We start from the raw sequence: 23,870 nt of genomic DNA, 5'->3' as shown, positions 1-23,870 counted from the left end.
AAACGAAAACGGGCCGCCCCCCAGTGGAAGGCGGCCCGTCCCGTACTGTCAGCGACGCGTGGGGCGCCTATCCGGCCGCGGGCTTCGCGCCCTTGGAGTTGTCCACCAGCACCTTGGCGAAGGTGAGCCCGTCGGGGCCCGCGTCCGCCTGGATGGTCTCACCCGGTGCGAACTCGCCGCTCAGGACCTTGAGCGCGAGCGGATCCAACAGGTACTTCTGCACGGCCCGCTTCAGCGGCCGGGCGCCGTACGTGGGGTCGTACCCGCGCTCCGCCAGCAGCTCCCGCGCGGCGTCGGTGAGGTCCAGCGCCAGGCGCTTGCCCTGGAGCAGCTTCTGGAGCTTCGCCAACTGGATGTCGACGATGCGGTAGATGTCCTTGCGCCGCAGCGGTTCGAAGACGACGACCTCGTCCACGCGGTTGAGGAACTCCGGGCGGAAGTGTCCGCGCAGCGCGTCCATCACCTCGCCGCGCGTCTTCTCGTTGAGCACCTCCGTGCCCGCCATGCCGTCCTGGATGGCCTGCGAGCCGATGTTCGACGTGAGGATGAGCACCGTGTTGCGGAAGTCCACCGTGCGGCCCTGGCTGTCCGTCACCCGGCCCTCATCGAGGATTTGCAGCAGGATGTTGAACACGTCGTGGTGCGCCTTCTCGATTTCATCGAAGAGCACCACCGTGTACGGCCTGCGGCGCACGGCCTCCGTGAGCTGGCCGCCCTCCTCGTAGCCCACGTAGCCCGGGGGCGCGCCGACGAGCCGCGACACCGCGTGCTTCTCCATGTACTCGGACATGTCGATGCGGACCATCGCCGTGTCGTCGTCGAAGAGGAACTCCGCCAGCGCCTTCGCCGTCTCCGTCTTGCCCACGCCCGTGGGGCCCAGGAAGATGAACGAGCCAATGGGCCGGTTCGGATCCTGCAACCCGCTGCGCGCGCGGCGCACGGCGTTGGACACGGCTTCAATCGCGCTGCGCTGGCCAATCACGCGCTGCGCGAGCCGGTCCTCCATGTGCACCAGTTTCTGCATCTCGCCTTCGAGCAGCTTGGAGACGGGGATGCCCGTCCACTTGGCCACCACGGACGCGATGTCCTCGGAGTCCACTTCCTCCTTGAGGAACTTCTGGTGCTTCTGCAGCTCCGCCAGCTTCGCGTTCTGCGCCGCGACCTCCTTCTCCAGGGAGGGGATGACGCCGAACTTAAGCTCCGCGGCGCGGTTCAGGTCGCCCTGACGTTCCGCGGCGGCCTGGTCGTTGCGCGCCTTCTCCTGCTTCTCCTTGAGCGTGCGCAGCGCGGCGATGGACTTCTTCTCCTCGTCCCAGTGCGCCTTCAACGTGTTGAACTTCTCGTTGAGGTTCGCCAGCTCCTTCTCGATGTGGGCCAGGCGCTCGCGCGAGTGCGGGTCGGTCTCCTTGCGCAGGCCCTCGCGCTCGATTTCGAGCTGCGTCACCTTGCGGCGGATGTCGTCGATCTCCGTGGGCATGGAGTCGATCTCGATGCGCAGGCGGCTGGACGCCTCGTCCACGAGGTCGATGGCCTTGTCCGGCAGGAAGCGGTCCGCGATGTAGCGGTGGCTGAGCGTGGCCGCCGCGACGAGCGCGGTGTCCTGGATGCGCACGCCGTGGTGCACCTCGTAGCGCTCCTTGAGGCCACGCAGGATGCTGATGGTGTCGTGCACGGAGGGCTCGCCCACGAAGACGGGCTGGAAGCGGCGCTCCAGCGCGGCGTCCTTTTCAATGTGCTTGCGGTACTCGTCCAGCGTCGTCGCGCCAATGCAGTGCAGCTCGCCGCGCGCGAGCGCCGGCTTGAGCATGTTGCCCGCGTCCATGGCGCCTTCGGCCTTCCCGGCGCCCACGAGCGTGTGCATCTCGTCGATGAAGAGGATGATCTCCCCGGCCGCGTCGGACACTTCCTTGAGGACGGACTTGAGGCGCTCCTCGAACTCGCCGCGGAACTTCGCGCCGGCCACCATCGCCCCCAGGTCCAGGGTGATGAGGCGCTTGTTCTTCAGGCCCTCCGGCACGTCGCCGTCGACGATGCGGCGCGCCAGCCCCTCCGCGATGGCCGTCTTGCCCACGCCGGGCTCACCGATGAGGACGGGGTTGTTCTTGGTGCGGCGGCTGAGCACCTGGATGCAGCGGCGGATCTCCTCGTCGCGGCCGATGACAGGGTCCAACTTCCCAGCGCGCGCGGCCTCCGTGAGGTCACGCCCGTACTTCTCCAGCGCCTGGTAGGTGGACTCCGCGTCCGCGCTCGTCACGCGGCCCGAACCCCGGACCTCCTTGAGGCCCGCCTGCACGCGCTCGCGCGTGACGCCGGAGGACTTCATCGCCTCGCCGACGGCGCCCTTGTCCTGGGTGAGCGCCAGGAGCAGGTGTTCGGAGGAGGTGAACTCGTCCTTCAGCGCCTTGGCCTCGTCCTCGGCCTTGTCGAAGAGCTTCATCAGGCGCTGGCTGAGCATGGCGCTCTCGCCGCCCTGCATGCGCGGCAGCTTCTGGAGCGTGTCGCCCAGGCGGCCCGCGAACAGCTTCACGTCCACGCCAATCTTGCGCAGAAGGGGTTCGACGAGGCCGTCCTTCTGACCCAGCAGCGCCGTGGCCAGGTGCTCCGGCTCATAGTGGGGGTTGTCGGCCCGGCGGGCGAGGGACTGACCCTCCTGGATCGCCTCCTGTGCCTTCACCGTGTATTTGTCGAGTCGCATGCCTTAAACGTAAGAGCCGCATCCCCCTTGGCAAGACGACACTCGCCGTGCGGCTTCCGATTTCCACGGAATACTTTGAGCCGCTGGAAGCAGCCGGCTTTTCGTGGTGCCGAAGTTGCCAGGGGGTAGGGGGGTCGGTTATAGGCGGCGCCCATCACTGGGGGCTTCACTGGACGCGCACGGCGGCTATCTCGTTCGACTCGACACCTTCTCCGGGCTGGCGCTGGTGCGCCTGGCCCGTGAGGCGCTGTCGATGGACAGCGCCCCGGGAGCCACGGCGCTGCGCGTCACCATCAACCGCCGCCGCAAGGTGGTGCGCCTGGCCTTCCTGGGGCCCTTCTCCCAGGGACGGCAGGGCGCCCACTGGTACGCGGCCCACCATGCGCTGGCCCGGCTGCTGTCGGCCGCCGCCAACGCCACCGTGCACGCCTACGTGTACGACGCGGACGAGGGCGAGGAGGTCATCGCCTACGGAAACGGCCGGCGGGTGGGAGGAGAGCGGGTGGTGTACGAGGAGGCGGAGCTGCCCTGCCCCCTGGATGAGCTGGACGACGAAATCTTCACCCGGCTCCAGTCGCGCTGGCCCATGGGCCACCTGGCGTACGTGTTCGGACTGACGCGGGACGAGCTGCTGCGCATCCCCAAGGCCCCGCTGGCCCGCGTGCTGCCCCTGGGGGGCACGGACGCCAGCGCCGAGGCGGAAGCGATGACGGCCCTGGAAGCCCTGCTCCTGGGCCCCGCCCAGCCTCCCCGTGCGGTGACGGACGCCGGCTGACCGCTGGCGCGCGGTTTCACGCCGCGCCGCGTTGGCCTGTCGTGTCAGTCCCCGGGGCTTCCACCGGAACCGCGCGGCGGACCCTGGAGCCTCAGGGCTCTTCGGTGGGGCCGTCGAGCGTGACGATGACGTCGCGCACGCCCTCGCTGCGGAAGTACTGGGCGAGCAGGGCGAAGCCGCCGGCCACCAGGAGGGTGGGCACCACGGAGGTGGCCATCAGCAGGTAGGGCACCACGGGGAGCAGGTCCGCGGTCATCGGGTCCTGGAACTCGGGCAGCTTCTTGAAGCCCTCCACCATGACGACGCTGGTGCGCTGGGCCACCACGGTCCATTGGGCCCCGTCGATGGTGCGCAGCACGGCGGCGAGGATGCCCGCGGTGCCAATCAACTGCCGGAAGCCTTCTCGGGGCATGCCGTCCGGCGCGCGCAGCATGCGGCTGGAGGCGAAGAAGAGCAGGGTGCACACCAGGGTGAGCCCGGTGAGGACCACCACGCGCGGCTCGCGCACGTGCTCCATGGCGGACAGCTGCGCCTCCACGATGCGCTGGCTGAAGGCAGGGTCCTTGCCCAAGAGGCCCAGCGAGGGCACCCGCTCCAACTGGAGCGTGCGGTGCTTCTCGAACTCCATCAGGACGGAGGCTTCGTTGCAGGAGAGCATCCCCGTCAGGGCGGAGAGCACCAGGCAGATGGACGCGGCCCACCGCAAGCCCCGAGGAAGCGACCCCGGGCGGCTGACTTCAGGAGGCTTCACTTCCGGCTTGCCTCCACGTAGCGCAGGCGCAGGTCGGACAGCAGGCCGTCCACCAGCTTCTCCTCGTCGGCGGTGAGGTTGCCGCGCGTCTTCTCGCGGAGCATCGCCAGGAGGTCCAGGTTCTGCCGGGCTGACGGCAGGTCCTTCTCCACGCGGTTCGTCTCCGGGTTCGGCGCGCCCCCCAGGTGGATGAGGACGGCGGAACCCAGGCCGACGACGAACGTGCTGAACGACAACGACTCCTCGGAGGCGGGGCTCGCTTCCCCCGTCATCACGAAGGTCTCACCCCGCTTCTCCGAAGGGCTCATTCGGCGGCCTTGTCCTCTTCGTCGGAGCCTTCCGCGGCGTCGTCGGCGTCGTCCGCCTCATCCTCGTCGTCCGCGTCGTCCGCGTCGTCCTCTTCGTCGAGGTCGTCCTCGTCGTCATCGAGGTCGTCGTCCATGATGTCGCCTTCCATCGTCGTCTCGATGGTGACGCCCTTGTCGGCCACGTCCGGCAGCTCCTCGAGGTGCTTCTTGAACGCTTCCTCGACCGCCAGATCGCCGCGCTGGTAGCGCTCCGTGGTGCGCTTGTCGGTGTGCTTCGGGTTGATGCCATCCGCCATGATTCAAATCCTCGGAATTGCTTGGAAAACAGCGCGCCACCTTATAGCAGGAAGGGCGCCTGTCAACGCCGCTGTCCCCGGCACCTGGAACCGATGAACGTCCCACCCCGCCCCCTGCTTCCCCGAGGCCCGTACTTGCTGTGCGACGACAGCCTCCGTTCGGAGCTGTCCCTGGTGGAGAAGGCCGAGCGCCTGCTGGCCGGTGGAGCCCGGGTGTTGCAACTGCGCATGAAGCGCACGCCGCCCCGGGAGGCCCTGGCCGCGGCCCGGGCGGTGGTGGCCCGCTGCCGGCAGGCGGGCGCGCTGTGCCTGCTCAACGACCGGGTGGACCTGGCGCTCCTGGCGGACGCGCACGGGGTGCATGTGGGCGACGAGGACCTGCCCCCGGAGGCTGCGCGGGAGCTCTTGGGGCCCGGGCGGCTCGTGGGCGTCACGGCGCGGGGCACGGAGGGGGCCCGGGCGGCCCTGGCGGCGGGGGCGGACTACGTGGGCGTGGGGCCCCTGTTCGGCACCACGACGAAGCAGGTCCAGGCGCCGGTGCTGGGGCTGGAGGCGTTCCAGCGGGTGGTGGCGGACAGCCCGCTGCCGGTGGTGGGCATTGGCGGGGTGGGCCTCTCCAACATCGCCCGGGTGGCGGCGACGGGGGCGCACGGCGCGGCGGTGGTGTCCGACGCCCTGCTTGCCCAGGACATCGCCGAGCGGGTGCGGCTGCTGGCGGAGGCGTTTGACAGGGGCGCCCGGGGGACTAGCCTCGAAACAGGGTAGTACCTCCCACCATGATGAACCATCCGCCTCCGCGTCACCACGGGCCGACCCCGCGTCGTCCCAACATCGGCCTCAGCCCGGACTGGGCCCAGCCGGCCGACTCCGCCTTTCCCCGCTACGAGCTGAAGGTGCCCTACGCGGAGGCGGTGCTGCGCGCGGGGGGCCTGCCTTTCGTGCTGCCGTACACGGACGACGCTTCCTGCGTGGACGCGTACCTGGAGCGCGTGTCGGGCATCGTGGTGACGGGCGGCGCCTTCGACATCCCTCCGGCCGCGTACGGCGAGGAGGTCCGCGAGGGCATGGGGCCGCTGAAGGAGGGCCGCACGGCCTTCGAGGCCCAGCTCATCCGGGGCGCGCTCAAGCGCAACCTGCCGGTGCTGGGCGTGTGCGGCGGCATGCAGCTGTTGTGCGTGGTGCTGGGCGGCACGCTGTTCCAGGACATCCTGCGGGAGGTACCCGGGGCGCGCGACCACGAGCAGAAGCATGACCGGACCCAGCCGCAGCACCCGGTGGAGGTGAAGAACGGCACGCTGCTGGCGGAGGCGGTGGGCCACGGGCAGTTGATGGTGAACTCCACGCACCACCAGGCGGTGAACAAGCCGGGCACGGACGTGGCGGTGAGCGCGCTGTCTCCGGATGGCGTGGTGGAGGCGATTGAGTCCACCGCGCACGCCTTCGCGCTGGGCGTGCAGTGGCACCCGGAGCTGATGTTGAGCACCATCCCGGTGCACCTGGGCGTCTACAAGTCGCTGGTGCAGAAGGCGCGCGAGCACCGCCGGTGAGACCGCGCGTCCTGCTGCTGGCGGGCCTGGAGCCCACGGGCAGGGCGGGGCTGTTGGCGGACGTCGCCGCGGTGCGAGCGCGCGGCGGCGACGCGGTGGCGGTGCCCACGGCCCAGACGGCGCAGGGGACGCACACCTTCGCCGTGGTGCCGGCGGCGCCCCGCATGCTGACGGCGCAGGTGGCCGCCGCGCGCGAGTGGGGCGTGCTGCACGCGGTGAAGTGGGGCGTGGTGCCCGGCCCGTCGCAGCTCGCCACGGCGAGGGCCGCGCTCAAGGGCACCGATGCGTGGTGGGTGGTGGATCCGGTGGTGCGCTCGTCGCGAGGACAGGAGCTGTCGCGCCTGTCGCCCCGGCACTACCTGGCGCTGGCGGGCCCGCGCGTGGTGGTGACGCCCAACCTGGACGAAGCGGGGTGGCTCCTGGGCCGGCCCGCGCCGGGCACGGTGGAGGAAGCGCAGGAGGCCGCGGAGGGCCTCTGCCGCCTGGGCTTCGGCGTGGTGCTGGTGAAGGGCGGGCACCTGCCGCAAGGGCAGGGGCTGGCGGACGTGCTGGCGTTCTCCGGCCGCACGCTGGTGATGCGGGGGCGCCGGCTCAAGCGGCCCCCGGAGCGTCGGGGCACGGGCTGCCGGCTGGCGTCCGCGCTGGCGGCGGAGCTGGGCCGGGGGACGGGCCCGGAGGCCGCGGTCCGGGCCGCCCGTGAGCACGTCACGCGCTACCTGCGCACCGGCCGCGACTGACGGCCGGGCCCTGGAACCGCCAGGGCGTCAGTCGCCCCGGGCGCGACTTTCGAAGCGGGTGAACTCCGACAGGAACACCATGTCCACGGAGCCAATGGGGCCGTTTCGCTGCTTGGCGACGATGAGCTCCACGGGGATGACCGCGCCGCCTCCTCCTCCGCCGCCTCCTCCACCACCGCCCTGGCCGCCTTCACCCTCGTCCTGATCCTCGCGGTGGATGAACATCACCACGTCGGCGTCCTGCTCGATGGAGCCGGACTCACGCAGGTCGGACAGCATGGGCTTGCCGCCCTTGCGCTCCTCCACCTTACGGTTGAGCTGGCTGAGCGCGATGATGGGCACCGACAGCTCCTTGGCCAACTGCTTGAGCGCGCGGGAGATCTCCGCGACTTCCAACTGGCGGCTCTCCACCTTGCCCTTCTGGTGCATGAGCTGGAGGTAGTCGACGACGAGCAGCGACAGGCGCGGATCCTTCTGCTTCACGCGCCGCGCCTTGGCGCGCAAATCGAACGGGGACAGGCCGCCGGAGTCGTCGATGTAGATGGGAGCGTTGTAGAGCGCGCCCGCCATCTCCTGGAACTTCTCCTCGTCGTGCGGCGACAGCCGGCCGCCTCGCAGCTTCTTCATGTCCACGCGCGCGGTGGACGCGAGCAGACGCATGAGCAGCTGATCCGCGGGCATTTCCAGGCTGAAGATGCCGACCGCCTTGTTCTCCTTGAGCGCGGCGTGCACCGCGATGTTCATCGCGAGCGACGTCTTGCCGATGCCGGGACGCGCCGCGAGGATGATGAGTTCGCCCGCGTGCAGGCCGGTCAGCTGCATGTCCAGGTCGATGAAGCCCGTGGAAAGGCCCGTCACGCCCGTGGACGCGGCCTTCATCTTGTCCAGCAGGTCGAGCGTCTGCTCCATCAGCTCGCTGACCGGCCGCAGGTCACCTTCGCGCTTCTTCTCCGCGAGGAGGAAGACCTTGCGCTCCGCCTCGTCGAGCAGGACCTCCAGTTCGCCCGTCTCCTGGCTGGCCAGGTCTTGAATCTCCCGGCCCACGTTGGCCAGGCGGCGGCGCAGCGCCTGGTCCTTGACGATGTGGGCGTACTGCACGGCGTTGGCCGCCAGCGGGACGACCTGGTCCAACCCCATCAGGTAGGCGGGGCCGCCCACCGCGACGAGCTGCCCCAGGATTTTCAGCTCCTCCGCGAGCGTCAGGTGATCCACCTGCTTGCTCTGCGCGTCCAGCCGCATCATCGCGCCGAAGATCTGCGCGTGCGAGGGACTGGAGAAGTCGTCCGCGTGGATGACCTCCGCCACGGGCGTGATGAGCCCGTTGTCCGCGAGCACGGCGCCGAGCACCGCGCGCTCCGCGGCGAGATCCTCGTGGACCCGCCGACCTTCCCTACCGTCCAGGACGTTCTGCATGGCTGCTTGGAACCTCTACTGCCAGCGTCTGACACGTTCGACGGAACGTCCAGTTTCCCTTCAACAGACCTGTAGCAAGGGGTGGGACCCGGACGCCCGGTGAAGGGCACCTCACTCGGCCGCGCCCCACTGCTGGAGGAAGGACTCGCGGTAGGTCCGACTCAGGATCACCGTGGAGCCATCCTTCAGGGCCAGGATGCCATCGCCGTGGGTCCAGGGTTCCAGCCGGGCCACGGCCTCCAGGTTCACCAAGTCTCCCCGGTGAACCCGTACGAAGCGGGCGGGGTCCAGGCGCTCCTCCAGGGCCCGCAGCGTCTGGCGCACCAGGTGCTCCCCCTGGGCGGTGTGCAGCCGCACGTACTTGTCCTCCGACGACAGTCGCCACACCGTGTCCAGCTTGAGCGGCACCCAGCCCTCGCCGGCCTTCACCACCAGCCGCTCCAGGGGCCGCTCCGGCCGGGCCCGCGCCACCGTCGTCAGCAGGGCCCCTAGAGAGGCCGTGTCCCGCGCCCCGGCACTCAGCAGCGCATGGGCCTTGTCGAGCGCCCGGGCGAAGCGCGCGGCGTCATAGGGCTTGAGCAGGTAGTCCGCCGCGTGGGCTTCGAAGGCCTGGAGCGCGAAGCGCTCATAGGCCGTGGAGAAGATGACCGCCGGGCACGCCTCCGGCCCGAGCGCCTCCAGCACCTCGAAGCCGGTGAGGCCGGGCATTTGCACGTCCAGCACCACCAGGTCCGGCCGCAGCGTTTCCATGCGGGCGAGCGCCTCCGTTCCATCCACGGCCTCGCCCACGGCCGTGAAGCGCGCATCGGCCGCCAGCAGGCGCAGCACCTTCGTGCGCGCGGGGGCTTCGTCGTCCACCACCAGCACGCGGAACACCGTCATGAGGCCTCCCGGGGCAGCCACACCGTCACCCGGGCGCCGCCCTCCGCTCCCGTGCCGCGCTCCAGCCCGGCCCGGTCCCCGTACAGGAGCGCCAGCACCCGTTCCAACTGCGCGAGCCCCACGCCCGGCCCCTTCGAAGGGGACAGGCCGCCGAAGCCGCGCCCGGTGTCCTCCACCTCCAGCGCCCAGCGCGCACCGTCGACGCGCCCTCGGATGCGCACCTCCAGCGGGGTGCGCAGGTCCTGGTTGTGCTTCACCGCGTTCTCCACCAGCGTCTGCAGGGCGAAGCACGGCACGCGTCGGGCCTCCAGCCCCGGCTCCACGCTCCAGCGCACGTCCAGCCGGTCCCCGAAGCGCGCCGCCAGGAGCGCGATGAAGCGCTCGGCATGGCCTCGCTCCTCGCCCAGGGTCCAGGTGGGCTCGGTGCGCTCCAGGCTGGCCCGCAGCAGCTGTCCCAGGTCGCTCAGGAGCCGGTCCGTGCGCGACAGGTCCTCGTACATCACGGAGCTGATGGTGTTCAGCGCGTTGAAGAGGAAGTGCGGGTGCAACTGGCCGGTGAGCGACTGGAGCTGCGCGGCCTTGAGCTCACCTTCCAGTGACGCCGCCCGCAGCGCCCGCCGTTGGCGCTCCCGCGACGCAGCCCCAAGCGAGATGACGGCGCAGATCAACCCGTAGCTGATGAGGTCCTTCTGGGCCTCCATCGGGAGCTTGTAGCTGAGCTGGCCGAAGTCGTACGGCCCCAGCCCCAGGAGCGCGTAGGTGGCATGGCGCAGGCCCGCCATCACCGCGATGTGCAGGGACGTGAAGAGCAGGAAGGCAACTGCGTGGACGCCCAGGAATCGGGCCCAGCCCACGCGGGGGCCCGGCGCGTTGAGGACCGCCGTCATCAACAGGGGAAACGCCAGCGCGACGGCCAGCGTGCTCGTGACCTCCCAGATGAACGCGGGGGCCCAGGGGCCATGGTTCCGGTAGGAGAGCTGCTCCAACCGCACCGCGCTGCCCTGCCATACGCCCAGGGCCAGGCAGAACAGCAGCACCTTCAGCGCGGACCGGGCCCGGAGGCGGGGCCAGTACCAGCGGAGGGGCGCGGGCTGGGACTCGGCGGACACGGGACTCACCCCACCATCCGGGGGGCCAGGGTGGCGGTCCGCGAGGTCCCGGCCTTGAGGCCGAAACAGGGCCTGAGCCAGGAGACGCGGGAGACCCCCACGGTCAGGGCGCACGTGAGGACGAAGGAACCGGTGAGCACCAGGCCCAGCAGCACCCAGGGGCCCACGGGAAGGCGCAACAGGAGGTAGCCCACGCAGACAATGACCGTCTGGTGGAGGATGTAGAACGGGTACGACGGCGCCGTGCGCACGTGGTGACGCGCATAGCCCAGCGCCGCCAGCAGCGTGCCCCAGAGGGCGACGCTCCCCGCCAGCATGCGCACCGGAGGCGGCAGCGACGACTCCGCCATCGCCGGAACGAGCCCCGCCACGGCGATGGCCAGCATCGCGTGCCGCAGCGTCACCAGCCGCGTCCAGACCCCGGGGCAGCGGCCAAGCAGGTGCCCGTACAGGAACAACAACCCGTAGTGGATGAAGGTGCGCGGATCATCCAACAGGGCATGCGTCTCCGACCAATCCCGCAGCAAGTACCGGTTGAGCGCGAGCGGAACCATCAGCCACGCCACGTTCCACCCGCGCGACAGCCAGGCATCCGCGTTCGCAATCCATCGTTCGCCTCGGGGCGTGCGCAGCGCCGCGAAGAGGGGCAGGGCCAGGATGCAGTAGGTGAACAGGTAGGCCACGAACCACAGATGGTGCCAGCTGAAGCTGCCGGCGGGGTAGGGCACGAAGTCGAACACCGTCGGGTAGAAGGCGGCATAGCTGCCCTGCAACCGCCCCTGGAACAACCGCTCCACGTAGATCTGCGGCGGCACCACCACGAACATGCCGAACACCAGCGGCCCCAACAGCCGCCGCGTCCGGTCCTTCGCGAAGGCCCCCACGGTGCGCCGGCGCAACGCGAACGCGGTGCCCACGCCGGAGATGAGCATCAACAGCGGCATGCGCACCAGGTGCAGCACCTCCATGGTGGGCTCCAGCGCCGGGAGCGCCTGGGGGCTCTTCACGTGCCACTCCCAGGTGTTGAACATCATCCCGGTGTGGAACAGGTGCAGCAGCACGATGGCCATCACCCGGAGCCAGTCCAGGTCGGGGCGGTGCGCGTCGGGGGAGGGAAGGGTGGGCGTGTCCATCCGGAAGGAACCTCCAGCAGGAGCGGGTTGCCCTGGAGATGCCCACGCCTCGCGCCCGGCCACCCCTGGGATGCCGTGGGAGGGACCCGGGACGGCGCGAAACGGACCGGAGAGGGGCCGGGACAAAGCAAAAGGGCCGCCCGGTTTCCCGGACGGCCCCTTCGCTTGAAGCGACGTCAGGTGAAGCGGTGGACTACTCGGCCACCACGTCGACCTTGATCTTCGCCGTCACTTCGCGGTGCAGGCGCAGCTCCACGTCGTAGCTGCCCAGCGACTTGATGGGGTCGGCCAGGTGCAGCTGGCGACGATCCACCTGCTGGCCCTGAGCGGCGAGCGCCTCGGCGATGTCCAGCACCGTGACGGAGCCGAACAGCTTGTCCTGGTCGCCGACCTTGCGCTTGATGGTGACCTTGACGGCGCCAAGCTTCTTGGCCTGCTCGTCGGCAACGCCCTTGAGCTTGGCGCTGCGAGCGGTCTGCACGGACTTCTCGTGCTCCAGCTGGCGCAGGTTCTGCTCGCTCGCCAGCACGGCCTTCTTGCGCGGCAGAAGGAAATTCCGGCCGAAGCCGTCCTTCACCGTGACGAGCTCGCCAGACTTGCCGAGATTGTCGATGTCCTCACGCAGAATGAGCTTCATGTTCTATCTCCTGGTGGGCCCGGCGGTCAGCCGACAACCGCGTTGTAGGGGAGGAGCGCGATGCCACGGGCGCGCTTGATGGCGATCGCCACCTCACGCTGGTGCTTCGCGCAGTTGCCGGAGATGCGGCGGGGGATGATCTTGCCGCGCTCGGTGACGAAGTACTTCAGCGTCGCCTGGTCCTTGAAGTCCACCGACGCGTTCTTCTCCGCGCAGAACCGGCAGACCTTCTTGCGGCCGAAGCCACGACCACCACGCTTGTCGTCGTCGCCACCCATGCCGCCGCGGTCGCCACGATCGCCGCCGCGGTCGCCGCCGCGGTCACCACCACGGTCGCCACCGCGCGAACCGCCGCCGTAGCCACCGCCACCACCACCACCGGGGCCGCGGGAACCGCCAGCGCCCTTGCTATCCATGCCGTTGCTCATGAACGTTCTCGTTTCCTGGAAGGTTTAGGGAAGGACCCAAAAGAAGGCTTACGCCTCCTCGGGGGCATCCTCTTCCGCGTCGGGGCCAACGAAATCGGGGGCCTCGGCCGCACCACGGAAGCCGCCACCCTCGCGCTCCGCGGGGGCACCCGGACGGGTCTCCTCCACGTCACCGGCCAGCTTCAGGTCCTCGAGGACCGGACGCGTCTCCGGGTCCACTTCGTCCGCGATCTTCACGGAGATGTACCGGGTGACCTCGTCCAGGTTGCGCAGGTTGCGCTCGATCTCCGCCACCAGCTTGCCGCTGCCCAGGAAGCTCGTGTGGACGTAGATGGCGCGGGGCTGCTTGGCCACGGGGAACAGGGTCTTCTTCTTCCCCCACACCGTGAAGCGCAGCACCTTGCCCTGCTCGCGATCGACGATGCCCCGGACGCGCTCCTTGAGCTTGTCCACGGCGTCATCGGTCAGGTCGGGCTTGACCAGGAAGATGGTCTCATACTCACGAAGCCGCTTGGCGGCCTGCGTCTCTGCCATGTTTCTCTCCCCTTGGGGTCGAGTGCCCCCCGGACCATCCGGGGAGCGGGGAAACGGTTGTAGGCCCTCGAAAGGCCACCACCGGGGACGGGAAATCATGCGCGCCCGTCACCACCGCGCCTTTTCCCGCTCAACAACACGGGGAGGAGGGGGGCTTCTAAGTGTCACCCCTCGCGAAAGTCAAGCAATGCCAGGGAAGGGGCCGTCCGGCCGGGTGCTTTCCCTCGGGCCAGCGGCCCTACCGCCCCTCAGGCCTTGCGGTTGTGCCGGTTCATCGCCGTGGAGAGCCCGTCGCGCACCCAGCTCTCCGTCATGTCCGCCGCCCGGGCGATCAGCTCCTCCAACTGCCGCTTCTCCCCGTCATCGAAGTTGGAGAGCACGTAGCCGGACACCCGCTCCTTGGCGTTGGGGCCCTCCGGCTTGCCAATGCCCACCCGCACGCGGATGAAGGCGTCCGCGCCCAGGCAGGTCACCATGCTCTTCAAGCCATTGTGGCCGCCCGCGCCGCCGCCCGCCTTGAGCTGCAGTCGCCCGAAGGGCAGGTCCAGTTCGTCGTGGATGACGAGCACGTCCTGCACGTCCACCTTGTAGAAGCGCGCGGCCTCCGCGACCGAACGGCCCGACAGGTTCATGAAGGTCTGCGGCTCCACGAAGAGGATGCGCTCGCCGCCCAGGCTTCCCTGGCCCACCCGGGCCTGGAACTTGTCCTGGGTGAGCTCCGCGCGGGCACGCGCGAGCAGCGCGTCCACCACCATGAAGCCGATGTTGTGCCGGTGGCGCTCGTACTCGCGCCCGGGGTTGCCCAGCCCGCAGATGAGCTTCATGGAAGGCTCCGTAAAGACAGCGGGGCAGGCCCTTCAACAGGCCCGCCCCGCGAGGAAACAAGGAACGGTGAGAAGGGACTACTTCTTCGCCGGGGCCTTGGCAGCGGCCGCGGGGGCCTTCGCGTCGGCCGCCTTGGGGTCCGCCGCCTTGCCCGCCGCCGCGGCAGGCGCCGCGGAGGTGATGGCCGCCGGGGCCGCCACTTCCGCCGCTTCCGGCGCCGCGAGGACCGCGATGGTGTAGTTGACGTTCGTCTTCACCGACACGCCCTCGGGCAGCTTGAGGTCGTTCACGTGAATGGCTTCGTTGATCTTCAGGTTGGTGACGTCCACTTCAATCTGGAGCGGGATGGCGGTGGGGAGCGACCAGACCTCCAGGTTGCGGCGGATCTGCGAGAGCAGGCCGCCGTCCAGCACGCCCGCGGCCTTGCCCGTGAGGACGACGGGCAGGTTGACCTTCACCTGATCCGTGTCCTTCACCGCGATGAAGTCCGCGTGCAGGATGTCCCGGGTGAGCGGGTCCATCTGGTAGTCCTTCAGCAGCACCTGCTCGCCGCCCGAGCCCAGCTTGATCTGGATCAGCGTGTTGAGCTTGGCCGGGGTGTTGATGGCCGTGCGGATGGCCTTGGGGTCCACGGAGATGTGCAGCGGCGCCTTCAGGTGCTTGCCGTAGACGACCGCGGGGATCTGACCCTTGGCGCGCAGGCGGCGGGCCGCGCCCTTGCCGGAACCTTCACGCGCGGAGGCTTCGAGGATGCTCTTGTCGGTGGCCATGGAGAATTCTCTTTTCAGTGGGGGACTGCGGGTGCGACCGGTTCCAGAGGGCGCCCTCGGCATCCCGCCACCATGGCGGGCCCCGAAGACGGCGCCCGGGCCGTGAAGCCCGTCGAACCGGCAGAGGTGGCCGGACATGCCAGCCTGAGGGGGGCGGCGTCAAGCCACCCGTCACTCCCGGCCGGCAGGTTAGCGCCGCCTTCAGACGAACAGCGAGCTCAGCGAGTCCGCGCGGTGGATGCGCGCGATGGCTTCACCGAAGAGCGCGTCGGTGTTGAGCGCGCGAATCTTCGAGCAGGCCTTGGCGCTGGGCGAAAGCGGCACCGTGTCCGTGAAGACGACCTCTTCGAGCACGGAGTCGGTGATGCGCTGGATGGCGGGGCCGGACAGGACGGGGTGGACGGCGTAGGCCAGCACCCGGCGCGCGCCCTTGTTCTTCAGCGCGGCGGCCGCCTGGGCGAGCGTGCCCGCGGTGTCCACCATGTCGTCCACCAGGATGGCGTCCTTGCCCATCACGTCGCCAATGAGGTTCATCACCTCCGACGCGTTCGCGCGCGGCCGGCGCTTGTCGATGATGGCCAGGCCCGTGTCCAGGCGCTTGGAGTAGGCGCGCGCGCGCTCCACGCCCCCCGCGTCCGGGCTGACGATGACGACGTCGCCCAGCTCCGGGAAGCGCTGGCGCATGTCCTCCAGGAACACCGGCGAGCCGTACAGGTGATCCGAGGGCATGTTGAAGAAGCCCTGGATCTGCCCCGCGTGCATGTCCATGGAGACCACGCGATTGACGCCCGCGACCTCCAGCATGTCCGCCACCAGCTTCGCGGTGATGGGCGTGCGGGCGGCCACCTTCCGGTCCTGCCGCGCGTAGCCGTAGTAGGGCATCACGGCGGTGATGGAGCCGGCGCTCGCCCGCTTGAGCGCGTCGCACATGATGAGCAATTCCATCAGGTGGTGGTTCGTCGGCGGGCAGGTGGACTGGACGATGAAGACGTCCTGTCCCCGCACGTTCTCGCCGATCTCCACGTGGATCTCCCCGTCGGAGAAGGTGTCCACGATGGCCTTGCCCAACGGCCGCTGGAGATATTCGCAGATGCGATGCGCCAACGCCGGGTTCGAGTTCCCGGCGAACACCTTGAAGTCACGCTGCTGCATGGGGGCGCTGACTAACCCGTGCGCGCGTCGAAGGGAAGAAGCTTAGTCGAGTTCCGCAGCCACCGGAGCAAGCGTCCCTGTCTGCGCCTGGTGAAGGTGTTTCTCATACTCAATGAGGATGACGCGCTCCATCTGGCTGCGCGTGTCCGCGTTCAGCGGATGAGCGATATCCTTGTAGGTCCCGTCCTTCCGTTTCTTCGCGGGCATCGCGATGAAGAGCCCGGTGGAGCCGTGGATCACCTTCAAGTCGCGCACGACGAAGCAGTGATCCAAGGTGATGGTGACGTACGCCTTGAGCTTGTCCTCTTCGACCGGAAACACCCGGACGTCGGTGATGTTCATGGTCCCCCCCGAACCTGAAAGGCCCGAGCTATAGGGAAGCCTGGGACAGACCGGAGGTGAAAAGCAAGCACCCCCGACCCGACGCACCGGGTGATCGTTCACTGGGAGGGCCGACTCAAGCCCCGAAGGGCCAGTGACTCACCAGGTGGGCGAGGAACGCCAGGTGGTAGACCACGATGATGGCGTACACCACGGCGCCCGCGCGGATGGCGAACCGGCTCGCCTTGAGCTTGCGGTGCAGGCACAGCAGGCACAGGCCCGCGTTCACGATGAGCAGCTTGGAGAACATGAACACCAGCGGTGACTGCTCGTACGCCACGCGCATCACCGGGTTGAGCTCCTCCGCCACTCCCAGTTGCAGGAAGAGCAGGGTGAAGAGCCCGTCCAACAGGTTCAGCATCAACAACGCCACCGACGCGGGCGACATGTAGAAAGAAGCACCCTGCGTCCACGACCCCACCTGCATCTGATTCGCCGTCGCCGCCACGCCCTACCCCCTGGTCCCGTCCATGCTGCCCGGGGGACTCCCTATTCAATTCGCTTGCCAAGGCTTCCGGGGCTTCCTGGAAGCAGCCGGGCAGGCAGGGGCGAATGGGGGGGTTGGCAGGCGGGAAACGAAATTGACGGGAAGGGGTGGGTGCCCGAGATTGGCCCCGTTCCAGACCCTCCCCGACGAGCGCCCATTGCATCAGTTTCCCAAAGATATCGGGTGGATAGAGGTCATCTGCGGCTCGATGTTCTCCGGCAAGACGGAGGAGTTGATCCGCCGCGTCAAGCGCGCGCTGTACGGCCGGCAGAAGGTGCGCGTGTTCAAGCCGCGCATCGACAACCGGTATGACGAGACGCAGGTGGTGAGCCACAGCCAGTTGAAATTGACGTCCATCCCGGTCGAAAGGGCTGAAGAAATTTTCCGTCACCTGCCATCCGACATCCAGGTGGTGGGAATCGACGAGGTGCAGTTCTTTGGCGGAGAGGTGGTGCAGGTGTGCGAGGCGCTCGCCCACAAGGGTGTGCGCGTCATCTGCGCGGGCCTGGACCAGGACTACCAGGGCCGCCCCTTCGAACCGATGCCGCAATTGATGGCGGTGGCCGAGTACGTCACGAAGGAGCTGGCCATCTGCGCGGTGTGTGGGAATCCGGCCAATCGCTCGCAGCGCATCATTGGAAGCGGGGAGCGGGTGGTGGTGGGCGCGGCGGGCGAGTACGAGCCCCGGTGCCGCAAGTGTCATGTGCCCGAACCCACCGAGGCGAGCCCCCCGCAGACGCTGAAGCTGTTCGACTGAACCCCTGGCGGACTGCCCCCGGGAAGGGGCGGTCCGCTGTTTCCTTCGCCTGGAGCTGAAGCCCGATGCGGGACACCCTGTACGCGAACGTGCCGTTCCGGATGAACGAGATGACCCACCACTATGGGCCGCACGTCCATCTGGTGGGCAATCCGTTTCTCCTGTCGCAGCTGGCCACCCTGTGCGCCAAGGGCACGCTGCAGCCGCAGATCAACCGGCTGGTGGAGCAGCTCTACGCGGACCTGGTGAAGACGGTCATCAACGCGGAGTTCCCGCGCAAGATGGTGACCATCCCCACGCGGATGATCGACTCCACGCCCCTGGGCATCTACCAGGGCGAGGTGGTGGACCCGCAGTTGCGGGTGGTGACGGTGAACATCGCGCGGGCGGGCACGCTGCCGTCGCAGGTGACGTACGACCTGCTGAACTTCACGGTGGACCCGTCGCTCGTGCGCCAGGACCACATCATCATGAGCCGGATGATCGACGCGGCCCAGGCGGTGGTGGGCTCTGAGATTGGTGGCGCGAAGATTGGCGGCGACATCGATGATGCGTTCGTCCTCTTCCCGGACCCCATGGGGGCCACGGGCGGCAGCCTGTCCACGGCGATTTCGCTCTACAAGACGAAGGTGCCCGGGACGCCCCGGCGCATCATCACGTTGAACCTCATCGTCACGCCGGAGTACCTGCGCCGGATGACGAAGGAACACCCGGACGTCATCATCTACGCGCTCCGGCTGGACCGGGGCCTGTCTCCGCCGGAGGTGTTCGGCACGGCGCCGGGCCTGCTCTGGGACAAGGAGCGGGGCCTGGATGACCGGCAGTACATCGTCCCCGGCGGCGGCGGCTTCGGGGAGATCATGAACAACGCCTATGTGTAGACAAGGGAGTTCCCGGTGACGTTCCACGAGAAGGATGTCGACGTCCTCATCTCCGAGCAGGCGGTGCAGGCGCGCGTGAAGGAGCTGGGCGCGGAGATTACCCGCGACTACCAGGGCAAGGAGCTGACGCTCATCTGCGTGCTCAAGGGCTCCGCGTACTTCGCCATCGACCTGTCGCGCGCCATCGACCTGCCGCTCACGCTCGAGTTCCTGGGCGTGTCCAGCTACCACGGCGGCACGGAGTCCACGGGTGAGGTGCGCATCACCACGGACGTGTCCAAGCCCATGGCGGGCAAGCACCTGCTCGTCATCGAGGACATCATCGATACGGGGCTCACGATGACGTTCCTCCTGGAGAACCTCCAGGCGCGTCACCCCGCGTCGCTGAAGCTGTGCTCGCTGCTGGAGAAGCCCGCTCGCGCGCGCACCAAGGTGAACATCGACTACAAGGGCTTCGTCATCGAGGACAAGTTCGTCGTCGGGTACGGCCTGGACTACGGGGAGAAGTACCGGAACCTGCCGTTCGTCGGAGTGTGGAAGAACGCCTGAGCGTTTTCGCGGGCCGTCGGGTGCCTGGGCGTCCGTCCCCGGAGGGTGGGGGCTTCAGGACGCCGGGGGCCAAAGCCATGCGCCGCTGTCCGACCATGTGGAACGCGTGCGCGTGGTGGGGCGCGCATGCATGCGCAGCATCTCCTGGGACAACCATGACGCCGTGGGAAGGCTTGCGTTGTCTGGGAAACCTCCCGGAACCGCGCGGCCCCTGACTGCGTGAGGAGGCTGCGCATGCGAGAAGAGACAGTGAGGGCCGCTCGGGCAGCACCCGTCGGCGGCGATGCGATGCAGAAGTACATGGCGGAGGCGGTGGGCACCTTCGTGCTGGTGCTCGGCGGCGTGGGAGCGGCGGTGCTGGCGGGCGACCGCATCGGCTTCCTGGGCGTGTCGTTCGCCTTCGGACTGTCGCTGCTCGCGATGGTCTACACGATTGGCCCCATCTCCGGCTGTCACGTGAACCCCGCGGTGACGGTGGGCCTGTTGATGGCGGGCAAGTTCGACAAGCGCCATGTCGCTGGCTACATCATCGCGCAGTGCGTGGGGGCCATCCTCGCGGCGGGGCTGGTGCTGCTTATCGCGAAGGGCGCGCCGGGCGGGTACTCCGCGGGCGCGGAGGGCCTGGGCAGCAACGGCTACGGGGCTGCTTCGCCGGAGGGCTACGGCGGTGGCGCGGCCTTCCTCGCGGAGGTGGCGCTCACCTTCCTGCTGGTGCTGACCGTGCTGGGCGCCACGGATTCGCGCGCGCCGGTGGGCTTCGCGGGCGTCGCCATTGGCCTCGTGCTGACGCTCATCCACCTGGTGGGCATCCCCATCACCAACACGTCGGTGAATCCGGCGCGCAGCCTGGGGCCGGCGCTCTTCTCCGGAGGCGCCGCGCTGGGGCAGTTGTGGATGTTCATCATCGCCCCCTTGTTGGGCGCGGCCTTCGCTTCGGCGGTGTACCGCCTGGTGAACCGGCCGGCCGTGCAGATCTCCGCCACGCGCGCGGAGCAGTCGCTGGAAGGCGAGCGCCGTCAACGGCTGGGCGAGCGCGACATCGAGCACCCTGTCTAGCGCGCGACGGAAGGCACCTGACGCACGAAAGCCGTGCCTCGCATGAGAGCGGGGCACGGCTTTCTTGCTTGAAGCAGGAGTGGCTAGAAGGCGGCGTCGAAGACGACGTCGTTCGCGGCGCCCACGCCCACGCCCACCTGGTAGGACGACACGCGGCGCTCGAAGAAGTTGGTGAGCTCCTGCACGTCCTGCAGGTCCATGAAGTGCAGCGGGTTCTTGGTGTGGAAGATGGGGGACATGCCCAGCATCTGGAGGCGCTGGTCGGCCACGTACTCCAGGTAGCCGCGCATCTCCTGCACCGACAGGCCCATCACGCCGCCGCCCAGCACGTCCTGGGCGAACTGCGTCTCACACTCCACGGCTTCACGGAGCATCTGCACCACGTCGCGCTCCAGGCTCGCGTCGAAGAGCTCCGGCTCCTCCTTGCGCACCGTCTGGATGGCTTCGAACGCGAACGCCATGTGGGCGCTCTCGTCGCGGAACACCCAGTTGGTGCCCGCGGCTAGGCCGTTGAGAAGGCCCTTGCTGCGCAGGAAGTACACGTACGCGAAGGCCGCGAAGAAGAAGAGGCCTTCGATGCAGCCCGCGAAGCAGATGAGGTTCAAGAGGAACTGGCGCCGGTCCGAACGCGAGCGCGTCTGGTCCATGGACTGGATGCTGTCCATCCACTTCATGCAGAAGCGCGCCTTGCGCTGGATGGACGGGATGTTGTCCACCGCCGCGAACGCCTTCGCGCGCTCGGCGGGGTCCGGCATGTAGCTGTCCAGCAGCGTCAGGTAGAACTGGACGTGCAGGGCCTCTTCGTAGAGCTGGCGCGACAGGTACATGCGCGCTTCGGGCGCGTTCAGGTGCTTGTAGAGGTTGAGCACCAGGTTGTTGCCGACGATGGAGTCGCCCGTGGCGAAGAAGGCCACCAGCCGGTGGATGAGGTGACGCTCCGCGTCCGTCATCTTCGAGCGCAGGTCCACCAGGTCCGTGGAGAAGTCGATCTCCTCCACCGTCCAGGTGTTCTTGATGGCGTTGCGGTACATCTCGAAGAAGACGGGATACGCCATGGGGCGCAGCGTCAGGTTCATTCCCGGATCGAGCAGCATTTCTTCGGCACTCCCTTACAAGGACGGCACGGGCGACGGATGGGGCAGGGGACGACGGGGCATGCCGGGAACTACTGGCACGCCTCGCAGGCCTCGGGGTTCTCCAGCGAGCACGCCACCGCTTCGGCTTCCGCGGTCACGGTCTGCGCTGCCGCCTGCACGGGGGCGGGCGTGGGGACGGCGGTGAAGGTCTGCCCGCCCTGGTTCACGGTCGTCTTGGCGATGCGGGTCGCCGGACGCGAGCGCATGTAATACGTGGTCTTCAGCCCCTTCTGCCACGCGTAGAAGTACATCGAGGACAGCTTCCCGATGTTCGGCGTCTCCACGAAGAGGTTGAGCGACTGGCTCTGGTCGATGAAGGCGCCGCGGTCCGCGCCCATGTCCAGGAGCGAGCGCATGGGGACTTCCCAGGCGGTGCGGTAGATGGCGCGCAGCTCCTCCGGCAGCTCCGTGAGGTCCTGCACGCTGCCTTCGGCCATCTTGATGCGGTTGCGCGTGGACTCGTTCCACAGGTTGAGCTGCTGCAGGTCACGCACCAGGTAGCGGTTCACCTGGAGGAAGTCGCCCGACAGCGTCTCGCGCTTGAAGAGGTTGGACACCTGCGGTTCGATGCACTCGTAGCAGCCGGCGATGGACGCGATGGTGGCCGTGGGCGCGATGGCGATCATCAGCGAGTTGCGCAGGCCCACCTTCATGATGCGCGAGCGCAGCGCGTCCCAGCGCAGCGTGTCCTCCGGGACGACGCCCCAGCTGTCGAACTGGAGCTCGCCCTTCGCCGCGCGCGTCTCCGGGAAGGAGGCGTGGGCGCCGAACTGCTCCGCCAGGTCCGACGAGGTGACGAGCGCCGCGTAGTAGATCTCCTCGGAGATCTTCTTGGACAGGTTGCGCGCCTCGACGGAGTCGAAGGGCATGCGCAGCTGGAAGAAGACGTCCTGGAGGCCCATCAGGCCCAGGCCCACCGGGCGCCAGCGGCGGTTGGAGTCCGCGGCGGTGGTGATGGGGTAGTAGTTGAGGTCGATGACGCGGTCGAGCTGCTTGATGGCGAGCTGTGCGTTCGCGCGCAGCGTGTCGAAGTCGAACTTCCCGTCCTTCACCATCCGGCTCAGGTTGAGCGAGCCCAGGTTGCACACCGCCGTCTCACCCTGGCTCGTGACCTCCAGGATTTCGGTGCACAGGTTGGACAGGTGGATGACGTTGCCCGGCTGGCCCGTCTGGTTGCTCTTGCGGTTGGAGGTGTCCTTGAAGGTCATCCAGCCGTTGCCCGTCTGGGCGAGCACCTTCATCATCCGGGCGTACAGGTCGCGCGCCTTCACCTTGCGCACGGCCTGGCCCTGCGCTTCGGCCTCCGCGTAGGCCTTCTCGAAGGCGTCGCCGTAGAGGTCGGTGAGGTGGGGGACGAACTTCGGGTCGAAGAGGCTCCAGTCCTGGTCGGCCTCCACGCGGCGCATGAAGAGGTCCGGGACCCAGTTGGCCAGGTTCAGGTTGTGCGCGCGGCGAGCCTCGTCGCCGGTGTTGTCGCGCAGCTCGAGGAAGTCCTCGATGTCCGCGTGCCACGTCTCCAGGTACACGCAGCACGCGCCCTTGCGCTTGCCGCCCTGGTTCACCGCCGCGACGGATGCGTCCAGCGTCTTGAGCCAGGGGACGATGCCGTTGGAGTGCCCGTTGGTGGATTTGATCAGCGAGCCCCGCGCACGCACGCGGCTGTACGCCACGCCGATGCCGCCGGAGAACTTCGACAGCATCGCGATGTCCGAATACTTCTTGTAGATGGCGTCCAGGTCGTCCGCGGGCGAGTCCAGCAGGAAGCAACTGGAGAGCTGCTCGTGGCGCGTGCCCGAGTTGAACAGGGTGGGGGACGAGGGCAGGTACTCCAGCGAGCTGAACAGGCGGTACAGCTCGATGGCCTCGCGTGCGTTGTCGCCGGAGATGGCGCACGCCACGCGCAGGAAGAAGTCCTGCGGCGTTTCGATGACTTCGCGCGTCTGCGGGTTCTTCAGGAGGTAGCGGTCGTAGACGGTGCGCAGGCCGAAGTACTCGAACAGGTCGTTGCGGACCGGGTCGATGGCGGCGTTGAGCTTGCGCGCGTTGGCCTGGACGAAGGTGAGCAGGCGGTCCGCGATGAGGCCGTGCTTGTGGCCGGCGGCGACGGACTGGCTGAAGGACTGGATGTCCTGGTTGCTGACCTCCTTCTGGATGAAGGTGGACAGCAGGCGCGCGGAGAGCCGGGCGTACTCGGGCTCCTCCACGATGAGGGCCGCGGCGGTCTGGATGGAGAGGCTGTCCAGCTCGCGCGTGGTGGCGCCGTCATACAGGCCGCTGATCGTCTTGGTGGCCACGCGCATCACGTCCACGCGCGACAGGCCCACACAGGACTTGCCCACCGCGCGGACGATCTTGTTGAGGTCCACGGGCTCCGCCGTGCCGTTGCGCTTCTTCACCCGCATCGTGGTGGCGAAGTCGCCGCCGGACGACGGCGCCGGGGCGGCGGTGGCCGTGGCCGTGGGGGCGGAGTCGGGGGGCGGCGAGGCGACGACGGTCGGCTTCAGGGGCGTCTGGACAGTCAAGGGCGTCTCACTCCGGGCAAGGCAAAAGCGCAGCCATCAGGACGCGAACCGCCGTCCTGTTCGGGGCCAACAGACCCCGTTGAAATGACTCAAGAATGTGTGGGGACGG

At 68.5% G+C, this 23,870-nt stretch carries 26 protein-coding genes; 8 read left to right on the top strand and 18 right to left on the bottom strand.

From position 1 onward, the window contains the following. Window positions 1–67: 67 nt before the first annotated feature. A complete protein-coding gene (gene clpB / locus OV208_RS31840; RefSeq protein WP_267577688.1) occupies window positions 68–2,695 on the bottom strand; it encodes an ATP-dependent chaperone ClpB in 2,628 nt (875 codons plus the stop codon). A 226-nt stretch (window positions 2,696–2,921) separates the two neighbouring features. Here clpB and OV208_RS31835 point away from each other — a divergent pair, with 226 nt between their 5' ends. Beyond that, window positions 2,922–3,470, top strand: a complete 549-nt coding sequence (locus OV208_RS31835) for a hypothetical protein (RefSeq protein ID WP_267577687.1) — start codon at window positions 2,922–2,924, stop codon at window positions 3,468–3,470. A 91-nt stretch (window positions 3,471–3,561) separates the two neighbouring features. On the opposite strand, the gene OV208_RS31830 is transcribed toward OV208_RS31835, so the two are convergent. From OV208_RS31830 to OV208_RS31820, 3 genes are read right to left on the bottom strand one after another with little or no spacing between them, the layout of a single operon-like run. Beyond that, window positions 3,562–4,221 carry a hypothetical protein gene (locus tag OV208_RS31830; RefSeq protein ID WP_267577686.1) on the bottom strand — a complete coding sequence of 220 codons (660 nt, stop codon included), beginning with the start codon at window positions 4,219–4,221 and terminating at the stop codon, window positions 3,562–3,564. After that, the gene (locus OV208_RS31825) at window positions 4,218–4,529 is read right to left on the bottom strand and encodes a DUF1844 domain-containing protein (RefSeq protein ID WP_120540283.1); all 312 of its coding nucleotides are present in this window, start codon (window positions 4,527–4,529) and stop codon (window positions 4,218–4,220) included. The genes OV208_RS31830 and OV208_RS31825 overlap by 4 nt, the downstream gene beginning before the upstream one ends. Then, window positions 4,526–4,825 carry a hypothetical protein gene (locus OV208_RS31820; RefSeq protein ID WP_267577685.1) on the bottom strand — a complete coding sequence of 100 codons (300 nt, stop codon included), beginning with the start codon at window positions 4,823–4,825 and terminating at the stop codon, window positions 4,526–4,528. Before OV208_RS31820 ends, OV208_RS31825 begins: the two co-directional genes overlap by 4 nt. A gap of 93 nt (window positions 4,826–4,918) precedes the next feature. On the opposite strand from OV208_RS31820, the gene thiE reads away from it, so the two are divergent. From thiE to thiD, 3 genes are read left to right on the top strand one after another with little or no spacing between them, the layout of a single operon-like run. Continuing rightward, a complete protein-coding gene (thiE, locus tag OV208_RS31815; protein ID WP_267577684.1) occupies window positions 4,919–5,590 on the top strand; it encodes a thiamine phosphate synthase in 672 nt (223 codons plus the stop codon). A gap of 11 nt (window positions 5,591–5,601) precedes the next feature. Continuing rightward, on the top strand, window positions 5,602–6,372 hold the full coding sequence (locus OV208_RS31810) for a gamma-glutamyl-gamma-aminobutyrate hydrolase family protein (RefSeq protein WP_267577683.1): 771 nt from the start codon (window positions 5,602–5,604) through the stop codon (window positions 6,370–6,372). Further along, entirely contained in the window at window positions 6,369–7,109 is a 741-nt protein-coding gene (gene thiD / locus OV208_RS31805) for a bifunctional hydroxymethylpyrimidine kinase/phosphomethylpyrimidine kinase (RefSeq protein WP_267577682.1), read from the top strand. The genes OV208_RS31810 and thiD overlap by 4 nt, the downstream gene beginning before the upstream one ends. Before the next feature lie 27 nt (window positions 7,110–7,136). Here thiD and dnaB read toward each other — a convergent pair whose 3' ends face one another. From dnaB to OV208_RS31745, 12 genes are all read right to left on the bottom strand, one after another. Then, window positions 7,137–8,522: a replicative DNA helicase gene (dnaB, locus tag OV208_RS31800; protein ID WP_267577681.1), complete on the bottom strand. Its 1,386-nt coding sequence runs from the start codon at window positions 8,520–8,522 to the stop codon at window positions 7,137–7,139. Window positions 8,523–8,633: 111 nt separating this feature from the next. Next, window positions 8,634–9,404 carry a LytR/AlgR family response regulator transcription factor gene (locus tag OV208_RS31795; protein ID WP_267577680.1) on the bottom strand — a complete coding sequence of 257 codons (771 nt, stop codon included), beginning with the start codon at window positions 9,402–9,404 and terminating at the stop codon, window positions 8,634–8,636. Next, window positions 9,401–10,522, bottom strand: a complete 1,122-nt coding sequence (locus OV208_RS31790) for a sensor histidine kinase (protein ID WP_267577679.1) — start codon at window positions 10,520–10,522, stop codon at window positions 9,401–9,403. The genes OV208_RS31795 and OV208_RS31790 overlap by 4 nt, the downstream gene beginning before the upstream one ends. After that, window positions 10,519–11,646 (bottom strand): acyltransferase family protein, encoded by a 1,128-nt coding sequence (locus OV208_RS31785; protein WP_267577678.1) that lies wholly within the window; start codon window positions 11,644–11,646, stop codon window positions 10,519–10,521. The genes OV208_RS31790 and OV208_RS31785 overlap by 4 nt, the downstream gene beginning before the upstream one ends. Before the next feature lie 193 nt (window positions 11,647–11,839). Then, window positions 11,840–12,283 carry a 50S ribosomal protein L9 gene (rplI, locus tag OV208_RS31780; protein WP_120543438.1) on the bottom strand — a complete coding sequence of 148 codons (444 nt, stop codon included), beginning with the start codon at window positions 12,281–12,283 and terminating at the stop codon, window positions 11,840–11,842. Between the two features lie 26 nt (window positions 12,284–12,309). Beyond that, window positions 12,310–12,711, bottom strand: coding sequence for a 30S ribosomal protein S18 (rpsR, locus tag OV208_RS31775; protein ID WP_120538059.1), 402 nt, complete (start codon window positions 12,709–12,711; stop codon window positions 12,310–12,312). Between the two features lie 48 nt (window positions 12,712–12,759). Then, complete coding sequence (gene rpsF / locus OV208_RS31770) at window positions 12,760–13,245, bottom strand: 30S ribosomal protein S6 (protein ID WP_120538060.1); 486 nt, start codon at window positions 13,243–13,245, stop codon at window positions 12,760–12,762. 248 nt (window positions 13,246–13,493) lie between these two features. After that, entirely contained in the window at window positions 13,494–14,069 is a 576-nt protein-coding gene (gene pth, locus OV208_RS31765; protein ID WP_120543437.1) for an aminoacyl-tRNA hydrolase, read from the bottom strand. Window positions 14,070–14,147: 78 nt separating this feature from the next. Next, window positions 14,148–14,840 (bottom strand): 50S ribosomal protein L25/general stress protein Ctc, encoded by a 693-nt coding sequence (locus OV208_RS31760; protein WP_267577677.1) that lies wholly within the window; start codon window positions 14,838–14,840, stop codon window positions 14,148–14,150. Window positions 14,841–15,041: 201 nt separating this feature from the next. Beyond that, on the bottom strand, window positions 15,042–15,992 hold the full coding sequence (locus OV208_RS31755) for a ribose-phosphate pyrophosphokinase (protein WP_267577676.1): 951 nt from the start codon (window positions 15,990–15,992) through the stop codon (window positions 15,042–15,044). 42 nt (window positions 15,993–16,034) lie between these two features. Then, window positions 16,035–16,334, bottom strand: coding sequence for a septation regulator SpoVG (gene spoVG, locus OV208_RS31750; RefSeq protein WP_120538064.1), 300 nt, complete (start codon window positions 16,332–16,334; stop codon window positions 16,035–16,037). Window positions 16,335–16,449: 115 nt separating this feature from the next. Then, complete coding sequence (locus OV208_RS31745) at window positions 16,450–16,800, bottom strand: DUF5658 family protein (RefSeq protein ID WP_120543440.1); 351 nt, start codon at window positions 16,798–16,800, stop codon at window positions 16,450–16,452. Between the two features lie 217 nt (window positions 16,801–17,017). Here OV208_RS31745 and OV208_RS31740 point away from each other — a divergent pair, with 217 nt between their 5' ends. The 4 genes from OV208_RS31740 (at window position 17,018) to aqpZ (ending at window position 20,103) form a co-directional block, all read left to right on the top strand. Continuing rightward, on the top strand, window positions 17,018–17,617 hold the full coding sequence (locus tag OV208_RS31740) for a thymidine kinase (RefSeq protein ID WP_267577675.1): 600 nt from the start codon (window positions 17,018–17,020) through the stop codon (window positions 17,615–17,617). 65 nt (window positions 17,618–17,682) lie between these two features. Next, window positions 17,683–18,498 (top strand): uracil phosphoribosyltransferase, encoded by an 816-nt coding sequence (locus tag OV208_RS31735; RefSeq protein ID WP_120543434.1) that lies wholly within the window; start codon window positions 17,683–17,685, stop codon window positions 18,496–18,498. Between the two features lie 15 nt (window positions 18,499–18,513). Beyond that, window positions 18,514–19,047 carry a hypoxanthine phosphoribosyltransferase gene (gene hpt, locus OV208_RS31730; protein WP_267577674.1) on the top strand — a complete coding sequence of 178 codons (534 nt, stop codon included), beginning with the start codon at window positions 18,514–18,516 and terminating at the stop codon, window positions 19,045–19,047. 234 nt (window positions 19,048–19,281) lie between these two features. Next, entirely contained in the window at window positions 19,282–20,103 is an 822-nt protein-coding gene (gene aqpZ, locus OV208_RS31725) for an aquaporin Z (RefSeq protein WP_120543432.1), read from the top strand. 83 nt (window positions 20,104–20,186) lie between these two features. Here aqpZ and OV208_RS31720 read toward each other — a convergent pair whose 3' ends face one another. Together OV208_RS31720 and OV208_RS31715 are read right to left on the bottom strand one after the other, a co-directional pair. Next, complete coding sequence (locus OV208_RS31720) at window positions 20,187–21,197, bottom strand: ribonucleotide-diphosphate reductase subunit beta (protein ID WP_267577673.1); 1,011 nt, start codon at window positions 21,195–21,197, stop codon at window positions 20,187–20,189. A 71-nt stretch (window positions 21,198–21,268) separates the two neighbouring features. Continuing rightward, a complete protein-coding gene (locus OV208_RS31715) occupies window positions 21,269–23,641 on the bottom strand; it encodes a ribonucleoside-diphosphate reductase subunit alpha (RefSeq protein WP_267578051.1) in 2,373 nt (790 codons plus the stop codon). Between the last annotated feature and the right edge of the window lie 229 nt (window positions 23,642–23,870).

This window comes from Corallococcus sp. bb12-1 (assembly GCF_026626765.1).
Taxonomy (GTDB): Bacteria; Myxococcota; Myxococcia; order Myxococcales; family Myxococcaceae; genus Corallococcus; species Corallococcus terminator.
This window is presented reverse-complemented; position numbering and strand designations above follow the sequence as displayed.